Annotated in this window: 20 protein-coding genes; 14 read left to right on the forward strand and 6 right to left on the reverse strand. The window is 60.5% G+C overall.

What is annotated here, in order from left to right; genetic code table 11:
* Positions 1-32: 32 nt before the first annotated feature.
* The 5 genes from ACZZZU_RS23350 to ACZZZU_RS23370 all read left to right on the forward strand — a co-directional run bounded on the left by ACZZZU_RS23350 (position 33) and on the right by ACZZZU_RS23370 (position 3649).
* Positions 33-926, forward strand: coding sequence for a LysR family transcriptional regulator (locus ACZZZU_RS23350; protein WP_463551960.1), 894 nt, complete (start codon positions 33-35; stop codon positions 924-926).
* 112 nt (positions 927-1038) lie between these two features.
* Complete coding sequence (locus ACZZZU_RS23355) at positions 1039-1500, forward strand: hypothetical protein (RefSeq protein WP_463383201.1); 462 nt, start codon at positions 1039-1041, stop codon at positions 1498-1500.
* Between the two features lie 118 nt (positions 1501-1618).
* Positions 1619-2554: an NADP-dependent oxidoreductase gene (locus ACZZZU_RS23360; protein ID WP_463551961.1), complete on the forward strand. Its 936-nt coding sequence runs from the start codon at positions 1619-1621 to the stop codon at positions 2552-2554.
* A 316-nt stretch (positions 2555-2870) separates the two neighbouring features.
* Positions 2871-3371 (forward strand): hypothetical protein, encoded by a 501-nt coding sequence (locus ACZZZU_RS23365; protein ID WP_122494903.1) that lies wholly within the window; start codon positions 2871-2873, stop codon positions 3369-3371.
* A gap of 2 nt (positions 3372-3373) precedes the next feature.
* Positions 3374-3649, forward strand: coding sequence for a type II toxin-antitoxin system CcdA family antitoxin (locus ACZZZU_RS23370; RefSeq protein ID WP_463551962.1), 276 nt, complete (start codon positions 3374-3376; stop codon positions 3647-3649).
* Between the two features lie 109 nt (positions 3650-3758).
* Here the strand turns inward: ACZZZU_RS23370 and ACZZZU_RS23375 are convergent, their stop codons facing one another.
* Positions 3759-5138, reverse strand: a complete 1380-nt coding sequence (locus ACZZZU_RS23375) for a hypothetical protein (RefSeq protein WP_463551963.1) — start codon at positions 5136-5138, stop codon at positions 3759-3761.
* Positions 5139-5281: 143 nt separating this feature from the next.
* On the opposite strand from ACZZZU_RS23375, the gene ACZZZU_RS23380 reads away from it, so the two are divergent.
* Positions 5282-5683, forward strand: a complete 402-nt coding sequence (locus ACZZZU_RS23380) for a YkvA family protein (RefSeq protein WP_463551964.1) — start codon at positions 5282-5284, stop codon at positions 5681-5683.
* Here the strand turns inward: ACZZZU_RS23380 and ACZZZU_RS23385 are convergent.
* Both ACZZZU_RS23385 and ACZZZU_RS23390 read right to left on the reverse strand, forming a co-directional pair.
* Positions 5600-6502, reverse strand: a complete 903-nt coding sequence (locus tag ACZZZU_RS23385; RefSeq protein ID WP_463551965.1) for a helix-turn-helix transcriptional regulator — start codon at positions 6500-6502, stop codon at positions 5600-5602. The two genes, ACZZZU_RS23380 and ACZZZU_RS23385, sit on opposite strands and share 84 nt — an antisense overlap.
* A 5-nt stretch (positions 6503-6507) precedes the next feature.
* Complete coding sequence (locus ACZZZU_RS23390; protein ID WP_463551966.1) at positions 6508-7050, reverse strand: kinase inhibitor; 543 nt, start codon at positions 7048-7050, stop codon at positions 6508-6510.
* 174 nt (positions 7051-7224) lie between these two features.
* Here ACZZZU_RS23390 and ACZZZU_RS23395 point away from each other — a divergent pair, with 174 nt between their 5' ends.
* Both ACZZZU_RS23395 and ACZZZU_RS23400 read left to right on the forward strand, forming a co-directional pair.
* Positions 7225-7914, forward strand: coding sequence for a GNAT family N-acetyltransferase (locus ACZZZU_RS23395; protein WP_463551967.1), 690 nt, complete (start codon positions 7225-7227; stop codon positions 7912-7914).
* Positions 7915-8165: 251 nt separating this feature from the next.
* Positions 8166-8750 carry an SOS response-associated peptidase family protein gene (locus tag ACZZZU_RS23400; protein WP_463551968.1) on the forward strand — a complete coding sequence of 195 codons (585 nt, stop codon included), beginning with the start codon at positions 8166-8168 and terminating at the stop codon, positions 8748-8750.
* A 17-nt stretch (positions 8751-8767) separates the two neighbouring features.
* Here ACZZZU_RS23400 and ACZZZU_RS23405 read toward each other — a convergent pair whose 3' ends face one another.
* Together ACZZZU_RS23405 and ACZZZU_RS23410 are read right to left on the reverse strand one after the other, a co-directional pair.
* A complete protein-coding gene (locus ACZZZU_RS23405) occupies positions 8768-9766 on the reverse strand; it encodes an NAD(P)/FAD-dependent oxidoreductase (RefSeq protein WP_463551969.1) in 999 nt (332 codons plus the stop codon).
* 190 nt (positions 9767-9956) lie between these two features.
* Positions 9957-10826, reverse strand: coding sequence for a LysR family transcriptional regulator (locus ACZZZU_RS23410; RefSeq protein WP_463551970.1), 870 nt, complete (start codon positions 10824-10826; stop codon positions 9957-9959).
* Between the two features lie 101 nt (positions 10827-10927).
* On the opposite strand from ACZZZU_RS23410, the gene ACZZZU_RS23415 reads away from it, so the two are divergent.
* Together ACZZZU_RS23415 and dctA are read left to right on the forward strand one after the other, a co-directional pair.
* Positions 10928-12097 (forward strand): mandelate racemase/muconate lactonizing enzyme family protein, encoded by a 1170-nt coding sequence (locus tag ACZZZU_RS23415; protein WP_463551971.1) that lies wholly within the window; start codon positions 10928-10930, stop codon positions 12095-12097.
* A 105-nt stretch (positions 12098-12202) separates the two neighbouring features.
* Positions 12203-13513, forward strand: a complete 1311-nt coding sequence (gene dctA, locus ACZZZU_RS23420) for a C4-dicarboxylate transporter DctA (protein ID WP_463551972.1) — start codon at positions 12203-12205, stop codon at positions 13511-13513.
* A 74-nt stretch (positions 13514-13587) separates the two neighbouring features.
* On the opposite strand, the gene ACZZZU_RS23425 is transcribed toward dctA, so the two are convergent.
* Positions 13588-14760: a hydroxymethylglutaryl-CoA reductase gene (locus tag ACZZZU_RS23425; protein ID WP_463551973.1), complete on the reverse strand. Its 1173-nt coding sequence runs from the start codon at positions 14758-14760 to the stop codon at positions 13588-13590.
* A gap of 401 nt (positions 14761-15161) precedes the next feature.
* On the opposite strand from ACZZZU_RS23425, the gene ACZZZU_RS23430 reads away from it, so the two are divergent.
* The 4 genes from ACZZZU_RS23430 (at position 15162) to ACZZZU_RS23445 (ending at position 18361) form a co-directional block, all read left to right on the forward strand.
* Positions 15162-16076: a glutamate/aspartate ABC transporter substrate-binding protein gene (locus tag ACZZZU_RS23430; protein WP_463551974.1), complete on the forward strand. Its 915-nt coding sequence runs from the start codon at positions 15162-15164 to the stop codon at positions 16074-16076.
* 136 nt (positions 16077-16212) lie between these two features.
* Entirely contained in the window at positions 16213-16959 is a 747-nt protein-coding gene (locus ACZZZU_RS23435; protein WP_463551975.1) for an amino acid ABC transporter permease, read from the forward strand.
* Entirely contained in the window at positions 16959-17630 is a 672-nt protein-coding gene (locus ACZZZU_RS23440; protein ID WP_463539392.1) for an amino acid ABC transporter permease, read from the forward strand. The genes ACZZZU_RS23435 and ACZZZU_RS23440 overlap by 1 nt, the downstream gene beginning before the upstream one ends.
* The gene (locus ACZZZU_RS23445; protein ID WP_463383183.1) at positions 17627-18361 is read left to right on the forward strand and encodes an amino acid ABC transporter ATP-binding protein; all 735 of its coding nucleotides are present in this window, start codon (positions 17627-17629) and stop codon (positions 18359-18361) included. The genes ACZZZU_RS23440 and ACZZZU_RS23445 overlap by 4 nt, the downstream gene beginning before the upstream one ends.
* The last annotated feature ends 79 nt before the right edge of the window (positions 18362-18440 follow it).

Here is an 18440-nt window from a genome sequence, read left to right on the forward strand (position 1 = left end):
CTTACAAGTCATCTCGAAAAGAGATAGCCGCCATGACCTCGCTTCGTCAGTTGCGTTACTTCGCCGAGATCGCCGAATGCGGCAGCTTCACGCTCGCGGCGCAGCGCTTGTTTGTCGCCCAGTCGGCGCTGAGCCGGCACATCAAGGAGCTTGAACAGCACCTCGGCACCTCGCTGTTTGAGCGCACGGCGAGGCAGCCGCGTCTGACGCCTGCGGGCCAGGCCTTCTATGAACGTACGCGTCATGTGCTGGCCGAGCTGGAGAAAGCCGAGCGCCTGGCCCAGCAAATTGGCGAGGGTTTACGCGGCAGTGTGCGGCTTAGTCACTCCAGCACGGTGCCGATTACCGGCCTGCTGCTCGAACGCATCAGCGCCTACCTGAGCGACAACGCCGACGTCTCGCTGGACATCGCCCAGCAATCTTCCGAAGCCCAACTGCAGGACATCGCCGACGGTACGCTCGACGTGGGCCTGCTGCGTTTGCCGGTGCTTCGCCAGCACGACGGTGTAGAGATTTACCCACTGTTCGACGAGCCGCTGTACCTCGCCGTTGCCGCTGCCCATCCGCTCGCGGGCGCCAAGAGCGTGCACCTGCGTCAGCTCAGCGAAGAGCGTTTTATCTCTATTCCCCACGGCCAGCGCGGGGGCTTGAGTTACCTGTCGGCGGCGTTGTGCATGCAAGCCGGTTTCTTCCCGCGCGCCGCGCAAGTGGTGTCGCGCAAGACCACGCAGTTGCAGTTGATTCAGGCCGGTTTTGGCGTGGCGTTGCTGCCGCACAGCATGCGCGCGTTGGCACATGAGTCGGTGGCGTTTGTGCTGCTGAGTGATGAGGGAACGGCGAGTACCGTGGCGTTGGCGTGCACCAAGGAAAAAGGGGAGATGGTGGGGCGATTTGTGTCGGTGATGCGAGGCATGGCGGCAGGGTAATACTGGGTGTTTTTTCGAGTGTAGATGGGCAAGATGGTCGCCGCCGCAGACGCAAACGGCACGATCCATTTCTTTCGAAGACGCAAGTCGTGATCTGGATGGGGATGCGTTCTTGAATCGTGCCAATTTTTCCAATATGCCTGGGTCTATGGATAAGCGAGCAGTGGCGATGGGCGTCGTAGCTGCGGCAGTTGCTTATGTCCTTGCTCGGCTGATTCTGTCGACTAAGACCACCGTAATTTCACACATCGATTCGCAACTGACATGGACCCTCATGGGTGGGTTGTACGAGTTGGCGCGAGCGCTTCCCTGGCTAGTAGGTGGCGCTGTGACGGGATATGTGTGCAACCAGAAGCCTATCCAAAACGGTGCCATCACCGGCGCGGCTTTTACATCGCTGTTCTGTTTGCTGGGACTGGTTCTGGTGAAACTTGACCCCGATGCAGAGCGCGTCCGGCTGGCTCAAATAGGCTATCCCTTGGTCAGGATTGCCGAATCGGTTGTGCTTTTTACCTTGTCGTCTTGTTTCGGGTTTTTGTTGCAGACGCAACAGCACCGGACGCGAGGAGAATAGCGCTGACGGTGGTCGGCGCGCCTGTTCTGCCATCCGTCGCCGGCCAATGCAATCTCCCTAAACCTCTGCGCCTCACCGCCTTTCTACAGCTGATCTCTCGAACCAGAAGGTGAACGGTATGAAAGCGATCAGAATCTCCCAATTCGGTGGCTCGGATGTCATGTCTTTTGAAGACGTAGACATGCCGCAGGCCAATTCCGGCGAGGTGTTGGTACGCGTCGTGGTGGCGGGTACCAATCCCGTTGATTACAAGATTCGCCAAGGGGAATTTCCGGACATTACCGAGAAAGACTTGCCGCTCACCCTCGGTCGCGAGGTTACGGGTGTGGTGGAGCAACTGGGCGATGGAGTCACCGATTTCAACATCGGCGACCGGGTGTTTGGCATGCTCGGCGCTGACGGCAGCTTCGCCGAGTTCGCTGCGGTGGCGGCAAAAAATCTGGCGAAGATTCCCGCGTCGCTCAGTTGGGAAAAGGCCGCCGGCTTACCGCTGGCCGGTCACACCGCCTGGCAGGCATTGGTCACCCACGGCAGCCTGGAGGCGGGGCAAAAAGTGTTGATCCATGGCGGCACGGGCGGGGTCGGGCATCTGGCGGTTCAGTTCGCCAAGATCAAGGGCGCGCAGGTGTACGCGACGGCTTCCACCGACAGTCTCACGTTTCTCAAGTCGCTCGGCGTAGACCGTGCGATTGATTACAAGCAGGAGCGTTTCGAAGACATTTGCCAAGACTTCGACTTGGTCATCGACCTCATCGGCGGCGAAACCCAGGCGCGCTCGTGGCAAGTGCTGGGCGAGGGCGGGCGGCTGGTGTCGACCCTGCAAATGCCCGACGCCCACCATCCCGACGCCGCCGGCAAAACCGGCACGCGGTTTATGGCCGAGCCCAACGGGCTGGAACTGACGCAGATTGCCGGGCTGGTGGAGGCTGATGATGTGTCGGTAGTTATTGCCAAGGTATTTGAGTTGCCGCAGGCGGCCGCTGCGTTGGATTACCTGGCTACTGAGCATGTGCATGGCAAGGTGGTGTTGCGGGTGAGTGGAGACGATTTATAAGGTGCCCGCTCCTTGCGTTTAGGCATCTCGTTGCACCAGGCAAATAAACGGGGGGTTCGGCAACAGCAGTTGCGTGCACATCGCCACACTTAAGGCACGCAACTGCCGCGGCATTCACCCATGCCTATGCTGCGGTGCCGATTTGTCCGCTCATCTAAACGCCTGCTCAAGCCGTTGCGCTGCGTTGAACACTCCGTTTTCTTACTTGAATCATTCAACCTCAGCACATTGGTCTTTCACCTTCGTCCGGTAAAGCCGACATCTTCACGCGCCCTGACCGCTTACCGTGTCTCACCTCCGCGAAGAAGACAAAACCATGCTGCGTTCGATGCACGCCATCGCCATTTTTTGTTTCGCTTCAGCACTGCCCGGCTGTCAAAGCGAAGCACCCGCCATGTACATGTACTCAGTCAGCCCCACCAATCCTATGAAGCCCTTGACACAAGATTTCGGATTGTTTGAGGACGCAAACCAATGCAGCAAATTCGCAGATTGCGAACTCAGCACGGTCTTCCCCGAAACTGCCCTGACACCCAGTCCTGAAACGGGCTGCGAGTCTCTTTCTGTTGTCTCAATGGGACCGGCCTTGCGCCCGGCCGGCGTCAGTGCGTATGCAGAAGCAAAAGTATGGGTGGCGTTGATTTCCCCGGCGCAGGTGGGGCGGGCGAAGGCTGCGCGCGTCGTTGGATCGACCGATTCCAGGTTTGACGAAGCCGCTTACAAAGTGGCGCGCTCGTATGTATTCACGCCGACGCGATGCGCTGGGGTTGGGTACGAGGAGTACGTGATCGCCCCTGTGTTCTTCGGGCCTGCTTGACGATGGACGAGGCCAAGGAATTGAACAGCACTATCTCCACGACGTTGGCGCAGGCGCCTGCCAAAGCGCCCGCCAAGACACAGCACGAACGAGACATCGCAGGTAGCGGGGAAGCCCAAATCTGTAGGAGCGACTTTAGTCGCGATGCTCTTGATTTAAAAACATCGCGACTAAAGTCGCTCCCACAGGCGGCGGCCGAAAATCGCACCGCTATTGATGCCTACAACGCATTCGTGCAAGCGCAAGGCGTGTTCAGCGATAGCGTGCGCAGCTTCTGAGGCCTCGGTTCGACACGCAAAAATAAAGGCGAGCCCCATTCCTTGTGCGAACCCCGACGGTCCGATTGCCGCCGGGGCGGCGGGGGCGACCCGCGCTGAAAAGGCTCTCTCAGCGCGCCGATTTCACACGCCAGGTCCATTGACCGAGCGGGCTGTTCTCTGCGGCTAACACGAACACACCGTAGTCCTCGAGATAGTCGAAGCGTTGAGTCCATTCCATGCGTTTTGTTTTTAGCTTGGTGCAGGTCAGCGGTTTAGCCGTGCCTTGCAGAGCCGCGTTTATCTGGCTGGCCGCGCGCGCCGAGCCGACTTGGCAGGTCACAGTGCTGGTGTGGGGCTTCGGGCCAGTGGCTTGCGTTAACGAGTAAGCGACCTCGCTGCCTTGCGGCAGGTTTTTCCAGTCACCTTTGAAGTCCAAGCCGATAACCGGAGACTTGTCGCTGACTTGCTCACCGGTGCTGCGGTCGAACGAGCGACTGGCGAGGTCTATCAGTCCGCGAAAGGTCAGGCGCAGCTCTGTACCCAGCGCCGCATCGTTGGGCTGCACCAGGATCTCGCCGCTTTGGGGATCTTGAGTGAACACGTCTTCACGATGGACGTCGGTAATCGTGTGCTTCGCCATCACGGTTGCATCGTATCGGTAGTCAACAGCCTGCAACGTCAAGCGCGGGTTCGGAAGCTGAAGGGCACTGATGGCGGCTAACACGGCAGGCGCTGCTACCGGGGTATCCAATTGGGGCATAAGTGGCGTACGTGCCGGCGGCTTGGGCAGCATTGCCCACTCGGCTGCCGGCTTACAGATCGACTCGATCAGGCGCTGGTCATCTTGCCCCTGCGGTGCGATCAGCGGCGTGGCTTGGCCATAGAGCGTGCCGGTGAGCACTGCGCCATTGGCATCGGTTGAAAACTGGCTTAAGCGTTTGAATGTGCGTTGTGTGCAATCGACGGCCAAACGCTCATGCCGTTGGGCTACCAACGCTCGTTCAGCTCCCATCTGATAGCGTGCCGGGTAGCGTGCGGTCCACAGCATCAGGCGTCCGTTTTCCGTCTTCGCGCTGTTGCGGTCGAGCAAGAGCCAGTCCTGGTTCTCGGCTGTATCCAAGGCTCGCCAGTCTGGTGTCGCACGATAATCACAGGCTGCACGACGTTGTTCACTGCGTTGCAGTAACTGAAGTTGAGCGTCAGGCAGACGGGCCGAATCATCATCAGAAAAAGCGTGCATGTAACCACCGGATGTCAGGTAGTACATGCTGGCGGTTGGCTCGCTACAGGAGGCATCGAAGCGCGCCAATGCAGCGTGTTCGCCGGAAGAGATTACGAGGTAGGTAACGCGATCGCCGCTTCGCATGATCGTGTCGGGGTTGGCCGCCGAGTTGATCACACTCTCGAAGACCGTGAGACCTGGTTGCTTCGCGGGTTTTGACGGTGCTGAGCTACAGGCCGCCAGAGCGAGCGATAGTGCAGCCAGAAGTGAAGAACGTGCGTCCATGCTGAAAACTCAAGGGTGAAAAAAGGCGCGATTGTATCGGCAAGACGGCGTCCGAGACAGGTAGTGTTTGTTACCCACCGATCACCGGCCCAACCCAACTTAAAAAATCGGTGACTCTATCAACACGCCCCGAGGCTTCTCCCTTGAACGCCCTTGTCACTCGCCTCAAACACTGGGCCCATCGCCTGAAAACCAACCTGGTTTTGCTCTGGCTCTGCTGCCGCGATGCGGCCATGCCGTGGCTGCCGAAGGTGGTTGCCTTGGCCACGCTGGCGTACGCGGCCAGCCCCATCGATTTGATTCCGGATTTCGTGCCGGTGGTAGGTTATTTGGACGATCTGCTGCTGTTGCCGTTGGGCATTGCCCTGGCGTTGCGCCTGACGCCGACCGCCGTGCAAGAGCGTTGTCTGCCCGCCGCCGAGGCGATGGCGGGGCAACGCTTGGCGCTGAAGGGGCGCTGGTTAATGGCGGGTGTGATTGTGTTGAGTTGGCTCGCGCTGGGCGGGTGGCTCTGGTGGTATGGCGGGCAGTGGTTCGTCAACTGAGCGGCCGATGGCTGAGCGCAAATTCCTGGGTGAAATGCCGAAGCGCGCGCGAAAACTCACGGCAAATCGGGACGCCGAGGCGTAGCCGTTGCACGCGGCGATGTCGCTCACTTGTCGGCTGGTGGTTTGTAGCAAATGCAGCGCCGTGCCGAGTCGGATTTCTTTAAGAATTTCGCGAAAGCTGCGCTGTTCGCTGTTCAATTGCCGTCGCAATGTCGAGGCGCCGAGGTGCAGTTTCCGCGCGGCGCTTTCTACGGTCCAGTCACTGCCCGGGGCGCTCATGATCAGTTGCTGCAAGCGCTCGCTCAGCGGGTCGTGACGGTCTTCGAAAAGCGGGCCGGCAAGGCCCGCTAGCCCCAAGCCAAGCAATACCGCCTCGCCATATAAGGTGCGCAGGGCATCGGGGGCGCCGGCGTTCACGGCCTGTAAAAGGTGATCCCAGGCTTGGCTGGTGTGGGCGTCGAGCGGCACGCTGAGGTCCTGGGCCGAGCCGCGATGGGCGTCCAGTTGCTGCCGGTAGCGCGCGTGAAAATCGCGCAATAGCTCGGTGGGGAAACTGATGGCATCGGCAATGTAGTGGCCGTGCTTGCCGGGAATATTGGTGACCGCCAGTTCATAACCTGCCGGCAACAGCACCAGATGCTGAGGCCCGCCGCGCATTTCTTTGCCGTCCCAGTGCAGCACTTTTTCGCCCTGTCGAACGCGGCACAAGGTGGTGACGAACACGGTTACTCGCTGCAACGCATGGTGCTGGCGAGCCTTGATCACGCTGGCAGAAATTCGGCTTTCCTGGTGTTGAATGCCGGCAGAAGAGGGCATGGCAGTTAGCGTCCGTACACGGGGGTGAGCGTGGCCTTTTCCAGAACATTGGCGTTGAGCATGTAGCCCACGAGCGCGCCGCTGGCCTGGTTGTCGAGCGGCAGTTTATCCACTTTCAATGCCCACACGGTGAATTGGTAGCGATGGGGTTTGTCGCCCACCGGCGGGCACGCGCCACCGAACTGCGCGGTGCCGTAATCGCTGCGCCCTTGCACAGTGCCGGTCGGCAAGGTGCTGGCGTTGGCGGCGGCTGGTAACGCGTTGACAGAGGCGGGCAGGTTGAAGACGCTCCAGTGCCACCAGCCGCTGCCGGTGGGCGCGTCGGGGTCGTAAACGGTGACGGCGAAACTTTTCGTGCCCGCCGGGGCATGGCTCCACGACAGTGCGGGCGAAACGTTGCCGCCTTCACAACCAAACCCCTGATACACCTGGCGCGTATCCAGGCGGCTGTTGTCGGCGATGTCCGGGCTGCTCAGGGTGAAGCCCTGGGCCTGGGCCAGGCTGGCGGCGGCAAACGCGATTGCGCCGATCAATACACGACTGTTCATAGGCTCACTCAGGGTCGTTGGATGAGCCTCGATGTTAATAATGGCGCCGCACCTGCACTGTGCCGAAACGCTCGGCGCCTGTGCGCAAACGCTCGCTGTGAGCGCGCGCGGTGCCGACGCTACAATAGCGACCCATCGGTTTTTTCCCCTGCCGCCCCCGGAGCCCAGCCGCCCATGTTCACTCTTGTACACCTGGACACCCCGCCGCCCGAGTCGCTGAAAGGCCAAGTGCTGCAAATGGTGGTCGACTACTTCACCGATATCAGCCCGGTGCCGCTAACGCCTGCAAATCCGCTGTTTCAGCTGTACCAGTACGTGATCGGCTTTGAGGTGCACTTGTATCTGCAAGACATGGGCGAGGCGCAACCGAGTGCGCCTCGGTTGGTGTTGGCCTTGGATGACGAAGACCCGTCACAGGTGTTGGGCTTTGCCTTGTATTTGCCCAGCCATGACGATGCCCAAGCCTGCACCCTGGCTTATATGGCGGTGCAAGCCAGCCATCGTCGGCGTGGGATTGCGCGGGCCATGGTGGCGAAAATCATCGAGCAGCGCCCGCATATGGAATTGGCGTGCGTGGCCAATCAGGTGCCGGCCTTCGAGGCCATGGGCTTCCGAGTGCTGGCCGCACAGGGCCCGCAGGTGCTGATGAACACGCACGCACAACGTTCGAGCGGCATGGTGGCAGTGCAAGATCAGGCGCCCATCTATCAGTCCAAAGAGGTGCGGCAGATTCATACATATCTGCTTAAACAGCACGGCGACACCGCCATGCGCGAGGCGGAGTATGAGCGCGACCGCTTGCTCGATCAGCTCGCCGATGACGCGCAGGCACTCGTAAAAGAACGGTTTCCCACGTTTCACTGAGCAGGGTTGCGGTAAGTTCACTCGCCAACCGGCTGTTGGTCGGAAGTGTCGAACCGGCGCTCCAGGCAACCGCTCGTACGTACACAACGTCGTCATCCGCTGCTAAGCGCGACTATGCCGACGACGTCTTTACGAACGACTGCCGGAGTTTCGCCATGTGTAAATGTATTGTTCAACACGCTTCATCCACGGATTTTTCTGAGTTATTTGCACATACCGAAACTCGCCTGGTCAGCGGCGAATCCAGAGCCATGGGCAGCCGGCATTCGGCGGCTACGTTCGCGACATCTGGGCAGAAAAAAAGCGTGATCAAACCCAATATGCCGGTCAGCGTTTTGCGCCAGCGTGACGGTGAGATCGAAAGCGTGAAAGTGCGCTGGGGATGGTCGCCGGTATGGGCCATGGGCACCATGCCGCCGCGTACGCAGATGCCGTTGCACCTGGTGATGCGCTCGAAAGTGTTCGATCGCGTGCGCAGCAATGGCCGCGTATTGGTGCCGGTGGACGGCTGGTACGACCTGCCCACCGACGCGCCGCTCGATCAACCGCTGCGCCTGAGCTACACCACCTCGCGCCGTTCCACGCCATTGTTCCTCGCCGGCCTGGCGCAAATCAGCGAGAAGCCCAGCGGCTGTGACGGCATGGCGTTTATGACCTGCAGCCACAACGACTACTCGCAGCGGCTGCTGGCCTTTACCGCCGAACACGCTATGCAGTGGCTGGACCCTGATCTGCAATGGGAGCAGGCGCAGCATATGGCCTTGCACCTGGCCGTGGACGAGCCGCAGCTGGAGCACGTTCTCACCTCACCCCGGCAGCTTCAGGCACGGCGCTAAATGCGCCTGCTTGCGGGTTAATCGGGCACGGCTTTTTTGTCCCGTGCCCGGTCCCACAAACGCACTTCAAGGCTGTTATGCACGGCGGTTGCACAGACCGCCGCCTGGCCCGTCGCAACACTGATTTGCTTCAGCGAATCCACCACATCACCTACCGCGTAAAGCCCTTCGACAGAGGTGCGCTGGTGCGCATCCACCTGCAGCGAACCACCGTCAGTGGCCTGCGCGCCGAGGTGGGTGGCAAGCTCCGAACACACCTGTGAACCCAACGAGGGGTAGACGATATCGAAGTGAAATTGCTCGCCGTTGCAGGTGACCACACGCACCTGTTCGCCAGCGATTTCGATGTGCTCCACGCGGTCGCTGATCAGTCGTATGCCCGTGTGCCGCGCCACCGCCACGGCTTCCTCGCAGGCCTGGCTGTCGCCGTGCACCAGCACCGTAACGCGGTCGGTAAAGTTGCGCAGAAACAGCCCATGACTGATCGCGCAATGGGCCTCGCCATACACCGCCACGTCGTCGCCATCGATCTCATAACCATCGCAAATAGGGCAAAGCCTGATCGACGCTTGCGCCACGCCGTCGTAGGGCCGGTCCATGTCCGGCAAGGTATCGACAATGCCCGTCGCTAACGCCACGCGCCGCGCGGTAATCGCGCGGCCGTTGAGTTGGGCAGTGAACCCGGTGCTGGTTTTTTCCAGGCTGTGCACGCGGCCGGCTTCGAGGGCGGCGCCATAGCGCGTGGCCTGTTCCCGCAGGCGGGCGAGCAGTTCATTACCGGAAATGCCGGGCGGGAAACCTGGGTAGTTATGCGACAGCGGAATCAGGCTGGCACGGCTGCGGCCACCGTCGGCCACCAGTACGCGGCGGTGATAGCGGCTCAGATAAACCGCCGTGGTCAGCCCGGCCGGGCCTGCGCCGATGATTAAACAATCCAGCTCGGCATGCCCGGTACCGACCGGAGCGGATTCGGGTTGATCAAACAAGGCGGTGTAGTCGTGTGCATCTGCGCTCATCAGCCGGTCCTCGCCATTGCGTCTTAGCAAGGGACCTTCAGCTAGCGGCGGGCGATTGGCCGAGACGACAAGTGGCTGTTCAGCGTTGGGTGTGCGAACCCATCGCGACTAAAGTCGCTCCTACAGTGATCACTGTTACCGCCGCCCTTGTAGGAGCGCCTTCAGCCGCGATGCTGTTGCGTACCACCCGTCAACCGAGTGTCTGCCAAAACGCTTCCGCCGACGGGCTGATGGGCGCCACGGGGCGGGTGATGTGGATCTGCAACGGAATATCCCAGCGCTCATCCAGTGCACGCTTCAAACGCGCGTCGACGATTTCCTGCTCCGTCAGGCTTTTGGGCAACCAGGCGATGCCTTTGTTTTCCAGCGCCATGGACATCAGCACGGCGGCCAACGGGCTGCTGAACAGCGGCTCCAACGGCGGCGCTTGTTCGCCCAGCAAGCGGTGGCTGACGATTCGCCCCAGGCCCGACTCTTCTGTGTAGGCGAGGTAGGGCAGGGCGTTGGCGCCGTCGCCAAACTCGGCCGAAGCGCCCATCAGCGGCATCAGCACGTCGTGACCAATCACCTTGCTAACGAATTGCTCAGGCGGCAGCAGCGGCGGCACATCGGGGTGGCGATGGCAGAGCAGAAACTGCACTTGGCCGTGCACCAGCATGTGCTCGCACACCGCCATGCTGCCGGAGTCCAGGCGCACCGCTTCAATGGGCGCGCCTTTGTCGGCGCTGCGAATCCAACGCGGGAAAAACGTAAACGACAGCGAATGCGTGGCGGCAAACAGCAGCGTTTTCGCGGCTTTGCCCGCCACTTCCTGAGCCTCGGCGCGGATGCGGTACAGCCGGCTGGCGGCGTCCTGGGCGCTGGCCAGAATGTGCTTGCCTGCCTCGGTGAGCGTGGCGCCTTGGGGCGTGCGAATGAACAGCTCGACACCCAGCCAGGTTTCCAGTGAACGTACCCGGCGGCTAAATGCCGGTTGCGTAATGTGCCGCGCTTCGGCGGCGCGAACGAAGCTGCCATAAGTGGCCAGCGCTGCAAAATCTTCGAGCCAGACGAGTTCCATTGGGGCAATGCCGTTTGTGCATGGGGTGCCGCATTAATAGCATTGGGCGCGCTCCGGAGCCACGTTTACGGTGACCTCCTCAACAACAAGAGGAGCGCGCCATGCGTATCGTCGACATCCGCGAAAAAACCGTTTCCATTGCCTCGCCCATTGCCAACGCCTACATCGACTTTTCCAAAATGACCTGTTCGGTCGTGGCGGTGGTCACCGATGTGATCCGCGACGGCAAGCCGGTAATCGGTTACGGCTTCAACTCCAACGGCCGCTACGGTCAGGGCGCGCTGATGCGTGACCGCTTCCTGGCGCGCGTCACCGAAGCCGACCCGGAGTCGCTGATCGACAAGGAACACAACAACCTCGACCCGTTCGCCATCTGGAAGACCCTGATGACCAACGAGAAGCCCGGCGGCCACGGCGAGCGCTCGGTGGCGGTCGGCACTATCGACATGGCGGTGTGGGACGCCGTGGCTAAAATCGAAGGCAAGCCGCTGTACCGCCTGCTCGCTGACCGTTACCGCAATGGCCAGGCCGACGACAAGGTCTGGGTGTACGCGGCCGGCGGTTACTACTACCCCGGCAAAGACGACACCAAGCTGCAAGACGAAATGCGCAGCTACTTGGACCGCGGCTACAACGTGGTGAAGATGAAAATCGGCGCGGTGCCGTTGGCCGAAGACATTCGCCGTATCGAGTCGGTCATCAAAGTCGTGGGCGACGGCAGCCGCTTGGCCGTGGATGCCAATGGCCGCTTCGACCAACGCACGGCAATTGCCTACGCCGAGGCGCTCAAGCCGTACAACCTGTTCTGGTACGAAGAAGCCGGCGACCCGCTGGACTACGCCCTGCAAGCCGAGCTGGCCAATCACTACGAACTGCCGATGGCCACCGGCGAAAACCTGTTCTCTCACCAGGACGCGCGCAACCTGCTGCGCCACGGCGGCATGCGCGCCGACCGCGATTACGTGCAGTTCGACTGCGCGCTGTCGTACGGGCTGGTGGAGTACATGCGCACGCTCAAGGTCATGGAAGAACTGGGCTGGTCGTCGCGCCGCGTGGTGCCCCATGGCGGCCATCAGATGTCGCTGAACATCGCTGCCGGCTTGCACCTGGGCGGCAACGAATCCTACCCGGATGTGTTCCAGCCCTTCGGCGGTTTTGCCGACGGCATTCAGGTGCAAGACGGTTACGTCGGCCTGCCGGATATTCCAGGCGTGGGCTTTGAGGCCAAGTCGGCGCTGTACGCGGTAATGCGCGAACTGGGCGAGGGCTGATTGAGCATTTCCACTGCCTCGCCACATGCGGGGCAGTGGCGTTTTTAGCGCGCCGCACAGGCGCCCGGTCACACCCACCGAACACAACAATAAAACGAGGTGCATATGCAAACGTCCAGAACTCGCTGGTACGGCCAGCTGTATGTTCAGGTCCTGATCGGTATCGCCATCGGCGCGGTACTGGGTTACGTCGAACCGCAATTCGCAGCCCGCCTGCAACCCTTGGCAGACGGCTTTATCAAACTGATCAAAATGCTCCTGGCGCCGATCATTTTCGGCACCGTGGTGGTCGGCATCGCCAAAATGGGCAGCATCAAGGAAGTGGGGCGCATCGGCGTCAAGGCGCTTATCTATTTTGAAATTCTTTCCACAATCGCCCTGGTCATTGGCCTGGTGGTGGTCAATGTGCTCAAGCCCGGCGTGGGCATGAACATCAACACCGAATCGCTTGATGGCAGCGCCATCGGCAAGTACACCCAGGTCGCAAGCGAGCAGGGCGGCGCGGTGGATTTCTTCCTCAACATCATTCCGCACACCTTTATCGACGCCTTCGCCAAAGGCTCCATGCTGCAGGTGATTTTGATCTCGGTGCTGATGGGCGTGGCGCTGGTGCAGATGGGCGAGGTGAGCAAGCCGCTGATCAACACCATCGACCTGTTCCTGCAAGGGCTGTTCAAAATCGTCGCCATGGTCATGCGCCTGGCGCCGCTCGGCGCCGGTGCCGGCATGGCGTTCACCATCGGCAAATACGGCATTGGCACTTTGCTGTCGCTGGGCCAATTGCTTGTCGCGCTGTACCTGACCACGCTGGTGTTTATCGTCGTGGTGCTGGGCACGGTGGCGAGGTGGTCCGGGCTGCCGTTGCTGCAGTTTTTGCGTTACTTCAAAGATGAAATCCTGGTCACGCTCGGCACCTGTTCAACCGAAGCCGTGCTGCCGCGCATGATGGTCAAACTGGAAAAGCTGGGCTGCAGGAAATCGGTGGTGGGCATGGTGCTGCCGACCGGCTACACCTTCAACGCCGACGGCACCTGCATCTACCTGACCATGGCGGCGATCTTCGTCGCCCAGGCCACCAATACGCCGCTGACCATGTGGGACCAAATGGTATTGCTGGGCGTGTTGCTGCTGACCTCCAAAGGTTCGGCCGGGGTAGCCGGCGCCGGCTTTGTGACCTTGGCCGCGACGCTGACCACCATCCACTCCATTCCACTGGTAGGGCTGGTGCTGCTGCTGGGCATCGACCGCTTCCTCAACGAAGCGCGGGCGGTGACCAACCTGATCGGCAATGGCATTGGCACCATCGCCATCGCCAAATGGGACAACGCGTTTGACCTGGCCACCGCCCAGCGTGAAGTGGCGGCGCAGAAACAGGAGTCGGCGCGGGCCAAGGAAATGACTGCCAAGTCTCTGTAGCAGCCAGCAAGCACGCTCCCACGCAACCTGTGGGAGCGGCTTCAGCCGCGATCTTTTGATCCGCCTACAGCGCCTTAGCGATTGCGCCCCAGCGCCTCATGGCTGCTCACCCAATCGCCAGCCAAAATCGCCGAGGTCAATGACACATCGCCAGCCAGCACCACGGCGGCGATGATTTCCGCCAGCTTGTCGGCCTTGCCGGCGCCGTAACAGTCGAGCATTTGCAGGCACTCGCGCTGGGTTGGCAGGCTGGTGCCGCCGCCATGGGTGGCGCAAATGACGGCGGGCAGGGTGACCGACCAGTAGTAATCGCCGTTATCCAACAGTTGGCCGTAGGTAATGCCGCCATGGGATTCGGCCACGTTGGCGGCGTCTTGCCCGGTGGCGATAAACAGTGCCGCCAAGCCATTGGCCGAGTGCGCACCGCTGTACGCCGCGCCGGCTTGAATGGCGCCGACCGCAGCAATTTGCCGGTAGCGATACAGGTTGGCGGGGTCCACGCGCAGCAGCTCGTGGGCCACTTCGCGCTTAAGAGTGAATTCGGCGATCACCCGTTTGCCACGGGTTTGGATCATATTCATGGCCGAGTGTTTTTTGTCGGTGTCGATGGCGCCGGAAAGAATGTAGCGCGGCTTCAGCGGGTGGTTGGCCTTGATCCACTCGCAGGCGGCGTAAGTCGCTTTGCTGGTCATGTTCTGCCCGGCCGCATCGCCGGTGGTGTAGCAAAAGCGGGTGTAGAGCATGTTCGCCACCGGGTACTGCTCGATCTCGAACAGCTTGCCGCTGCGGGTGGTGGTTTCGGTGACGGCCTTGATGGTTTCGAACTCGCTCACCAGCCAGGCGCCGAACTCGCGCGCCTGCAAGGCGTCGTTGAACATAAACACCGGCGCGCGCTGCATGGAGTGTTTGACCACGGTGGTTTTCACCCCGCCCGAGGCGCTGATGGCGCGCATGCCACGGCTGTAGCTGGCCAGCAGCGTGCCTTCGGTGGTGGCCATGGGAATGTAGAAATCGCCGCGCGCATGTTCGCCTTCAATACGCAGCGGGCCGGCCAGGCCGAGGGGCATTTGCACCACGCCGATAAAGTTTTCGATGTTGCCGCGCGTTACTTCTGGGTCGATGGCGTATTGGCCGACGGTATCCAGCGAGGCACCGGTTTGCGCCTTGATGAACTCGCGGCGCACGGTGGCCTGTTCGGTGGAGTAATCGTTGTCGGGGTGACGGGGAATCGGAACGCCTCTGGACATCATGCTCTCCTGCATAGTCGTGCTCACGGCACGGTCGGTCGAATCAGCCTAGGTGAAAATCCGTGCTCCGCAGTGTGCCGAACGGCCAGCGCACCGGCTTGCCCGACCGCGCCAATCAGGTGATCCAGCGCGTCAATCTGCACAGCGTCCGGCGCTCGGTTTTCCGAACGCGGTCTGATGGAGGTATTCGGAAATCCGTACATTTCGCGTAAGGTATTTCCCGTGTATTTCTAAAAAATCCTTAATAATCAGTAATGTAAGCGATGGCGATGACCTTGGCACAAGACATGCTCTATCCCCAATGACTGCTCGTTACGCCAGCCGCTACAGGTGGCGAGCCGGCAACGCACAAAAGGGCCAGCGAACTGGCTCCATAAAAAAAACAACATTGAGGAAATTTGATGCGCATCGTCCCCCATCTCCTGGGCGCAGCCATGGCCGCCGCTCTGCTTGCTCCCCACGCTGTTGCCGCTGAACTGACCGGCACCCTGAAAAAAATCAAAGAGTCCGGCGTGATCACCCTCGGTCACCGTGACGCCTCGATTCCGTTCTCCTACATCGCCGACGCCAGCGGCAAGCCGATGGGCTACTCCCACGACCTGCAACTGAAAATTGTCGAAGCGCTGAAAAAAGACCTCGACATGCCCGACCTCAAGGTCAAGTACAACCTGGTCACTTCGCAAACCCGTATTCCGCTGGTGCAAAACGGCACCGTCGACGTGGAATGCGGTTCCACCACCAACAACGTGGAACGTCAGCAGCAAGTCGATTTCTCCGTGGGCATTTTCGAAATCGGCACCCGTCTGCTGTCGAAGAAAGACTCGGTGTACAAAGACTTCGCCGACCTCAAAGGCAAGAACGTGGTGACCACCGCCGGCACCACGTCCGAGCGCATTCTCAAGTCCATGAACGCCGACAAGCAGATGGGCATGAACGTGATCTCGGCCAAAGACCACGGCGAATCGTTCCAGATGCTGGAGTCGGGTCGCGCCGTGGCGTTCATGATGGATGACGCCTTGCTGGCCGGCGAAGCAGCCAAAGCCAAGCGTGCCGATGACTGGGCTGTTACTGGTACGCCGCAGTCTTATGAAATTTACGGCTGCATGGTGCGCAAGGGCGATGAACCCTTCAAAAAGGCCGTCGATGACGCCATCGTCGGTGTGTACAAGTCGGGCGAAATCAATGCCATTTTCGAAAAATGGTTTATGAAGCCCATCCCGCCAAAAGGCCTGAACCTGAACTTCCCGATGAGCGAAGAACTCAAGGCCCTGATCGCCAACCCGACCGACAAAGCGGCTGACGACAAAAAGTCCTGATCCCTCACTGACCGTGCCTGCCGAGCGCCCTGTGCGCTCGGCAGAACGCTGCGTGCTGCGCGCCGTTTGCGCTGAGCGTGACGAGCGTTGTCGCGGGCGGGCCTGTGTCTATTGAACGATCTGAGGGGAGACCCGAATGAATTACAAATGGGACTGGAATGTGTTCTTCAGGTCCACCGGCGTGGGCAGCGAGACCTATCTCGACTGGTTCATTTCCGGCCTGGGCTGGACCATCGCCATTGCCGTCGTGGCCTGGATTGTCGCGCTGCTGTTGGGTTCGGTGCTGGGCATTATGCGCACCGTGCCAAACCGGCTGGTGGCCGGCATCGCCACCTGTTACGTCGAGCTGTTTCGCAACGTGCCGCTGCTGGTGCAGCTGTTTATCTGGTACTTCCTGGTGCCCGATCTGCTGCCGCAAAACCTGCAGGATTGGTACAAGCAAGACTTGAATCCCACCACCTCGGCTTACCTGAGCGTGGTCGTTTGCCTGGGCCTGTTCACCGCCGCGCGGGTGTGCGAGCAAGTGCGCACCGGCATTCAGGCGCTGCCCCGTGGCCAGGAATCCGCCGCGCGAGCCATGGGCTTCAGCCTGGCGCAAATCTATTGGAACGTGCTGCTGCCGCAGGCTTACCGCATCATCATTCCGCCGCTTACTTCCGAGTTCTTGAACGTGTTCAAAAACTCCTCGGTCGCGTCCTTGATCGGCCTAATGGAATTGCTCGCGCAGACCAAACAGACCGCCGAGTTTTCCGCCAACCTGTTCGAGGCGTTTACCCTCGCCACGCTGATCTATTTCACCCTGAACATGAGCTTGATGTTGCTGATGCGCGTGGTGGAGAAAAAAGTCGCGGTACCGGGCCTGATTTCCGTAGGGGGTAAGTGATGGAACTCGACTTCTCGGGCATCGTTCCGGCCTTGCCGGGCTTGTGGAACGGCATGATTCTGACCCTGCAACTGATGGCGCTGGGCGTGGTCGGCGGCATTATTCTCGGCACCGTATTGGCGCTGATGCGCCTGTCGCACAACAAGCTGCTGGCCAACTTGGCTGGCGCCTACGTCAACTACTTCCGCTCCATTCCGCTGCTGCTGGTCATCACCTGGTTCTACTTGGCGGTACCGTTCGTGCTGCGCTGGATCACGGGCGAAGACACGCCCATCGGTGCCTTCGCTTCGTGCATCGTCGCCTTCATGATGTTTGAAGCGGCGTATTTCTGCGAAATCGTCCGCGCCGGCGTGCAATCGATTCCCAAGGGCCAGATGGGCGCCGCGCAAGCACTCGGCATGACCTACGGCCAGGTGATGCGCCTGATTATTCTGCCCCAGGCCTTTCGCAAGATGACCCCGCTGCTGTTGCAGCAAAGCATCATCCTGTTCCAGGACACCTCGCTGGTGTACGCCGTTGGCCTGGTCGACTTCCTTAACGCCTCGCGCGCCAGTGGCGACATCATCGGGCGCTCCAACGAGTTCCTGATTTTCGCCGGGGTTACCTATTTCACCATCAGCTTTGCCGCCTCGCTGCTGGTCAAGCGTCTGCAAAAGAGGTTCGCCGTATGATCTCCATCAAGAACGTCAACAAGTGGTATGGCGACTTCCAGGTGCTGACTGATTGCAGCACCGAAGTCCAGAAAGGCGAAGTGATCGTGGTGTGCGGGCCGTCGGGCTCGGGTAAATCTACCCTGATCAAATGCGTCAACGCGCTGGAGCCGTTTCAAAAGGGCGACATCGTCGTCGACGGCACCTCCATTGCCGACCCGAAAACCAACTTGCCGAAACTGCGCTCGCGCGTGGGCATGGTGTTCCAGCATTTCGAGTTGTTCCCGCACCTGACCATCACCGAAAACCTGACCATCGCGCAGATCAAAGTGCTGGGCCGCAGCAAGGAAGAAGCCACCGCCAAAGGCCTGCAATTGCTTGAGCGGGTTGGCCTGTCGGCGCACGCCCACAAGCATCCGGGCCAGCTCTCCGGAGGCCAGCAACAGCGCGTGGCGATTGCCCGAGCGTTGGCCATGGACCCCATCGTCATGTTGTTCGACGAACCAACCTCGGCGCTCGACCCGGAAATGGTCAACGAAGTGCTCGACGTCATGGTGCAACTGGCCCAGGAAGGCATGACCATGATGTGCGTAACCCACGAAATGGGCTTCGCCCGCAAAGTGGCCGACCGCGTGATTTTCATGGACGCCGGCAAAATCATCGAAGACTGCAAAAAAGAAGAATTCTTCGGCGACATCAGCCAGCGTGCGGAACGGACGCAGCACTTTTTGAACAAGATTTTGCAGCACTGAGGCTATCTGCGGGCTGGCCGATAATCGCGACATCCGCTTGCTACGCGTTGATGCAAGCAGAGCAGCGGAGAAGCCCCTG

The sequence above is a fragment of the Pseudomonas sp. AC136 genome, assembly GCF_979258585.1.

Bases quoted from the DNA above. Each gene is read 5' to 3' on its own strand.
- ACZZZU_RS23350 (WP_463551960.1), top strand. From the start codon at position 33: ATGACCTCGCTTCGTCAGTTGCGTTACTTCGCCGAGATCGCCGAATGC.
- ACZZZU_RS23360 (WP_463551961.1), top strand. From the start codon at position 1,619: ATGAAAGCGATCAGAATCTCCCAATTCGGTGGCTCGGATGTCATGTCT.
- ACZZZU_RS23365 (WP_122494903.1), top strand. From the start codon at position 2,871: ATGCTGCGTTCGATGCACGCCATCGCCATTTTTTGTTTCGCTTCAGCA.
- ACZZZU_RS23370 (WP_463551962.1), top strand. From the start codon at position 3,374: ATGGACGAGGCCAAGGAATTGAACAGCACTATCTCCACGACGTTGGCG.
- ACZZZU_RS23375 (WP_463551963.1), bottom strand. From the start codon at position 5,138: ATGGACGCACGTTCTTCACTTCTGGCTGCACTATCGCTCGCTCTGGCG.
- ACZZZU_RS23385 (WP_463551965.1), bottom strand. From the start codon at position 6,502: ATGCCCTCTTCTGCCGGCATTCAACACCAGGAAAGCCGAATTTCTGCC.
- ACZZZU_RS23390 (WP_463551966.1), bottom strand. From the start codon at position 7,050: ATGAACAGTCGTGTATTGATCGGCGCAATCGCGTTTGCCGCCGCCAGC.
- ACZZZU_RS23395 (WP_463551967.1), top strand. From the start codon at position 7,225: ATGTTCACTCTTGTACACCTGGACACCCCGCCGCCCGAGTCGCTGAAA.
- ACZZZU_RS23400 (WP_463551968.1), top strand. From the start codon at position 8,166: ATGGGCAGCCGGCATTCGGCGGCTACGTTCGCGACATCTGGGCAGAAA.
- ACZZZU_RS23405 (WP_463551969.1), bottom strand. From the start codon at position 9,766: ATGAGCGCAGATGCACACGACTACACCGCCTTGTTTGATCAACCCGAA.
- ACZZZU_RS23410 (WP_463551970.1), bottom strand. From the start codon at position 10,826: ATGGAACTCGTCTGGCTCGAAGATTTTGCAGCGCTGGCCACTTATGGC.
- ACZZZU_RS23415 (WP_463551971.1), top strand. From the start codon at position 10,928: ATGCGTATCGTCGACATCCGCGAAAAAACCGTTTCCATTGCCTCGCCC.
- dctA (WP_463551972.1), top strand. From the start codon at position 12,203: ATGCAAACGTCCAGAACTCGCTGGTACGGCCAGCTGTATGTTCAGGTC.
- ACZZZU_RS23425 (WP_463551973.1), bottom strand. From the start codon at position 14,760: ATGTCCAGAGGCGTTCCGATTCCCCGTCACCCCGACAACGATTACTCC.
- ACZZZU_RS23430 (WP_463551974.1), top strand. From the start codon at position 15,162: ATGCGCATCGTCCCCCATCTCCTGGGCGCAGCCATGGCCGCCGCTCTG.
- ACZZZU_RS23435 (WP_463551975.1), top strand. From the start codon at position 16,213: ATGAATTACAAATGGGACTGGAATGTGTTCTTCAGGTCCACCGGCGTG.
- ACZZZU_RS23440 (WP_463539392.1), top strand. From the start codon at position 16,959: ATGGAACTCGACTTCTCGGGCATCGTTCCGGCCTTGCCGGGCTTGTGG.
- ACZZZU_RS23445 (WP_463383183.1), top strand. From the start codon at position 17,627: ATGATCTCCATCAAGAACGTCAACAAGTGGTATGGCGACTTCCAGGTG.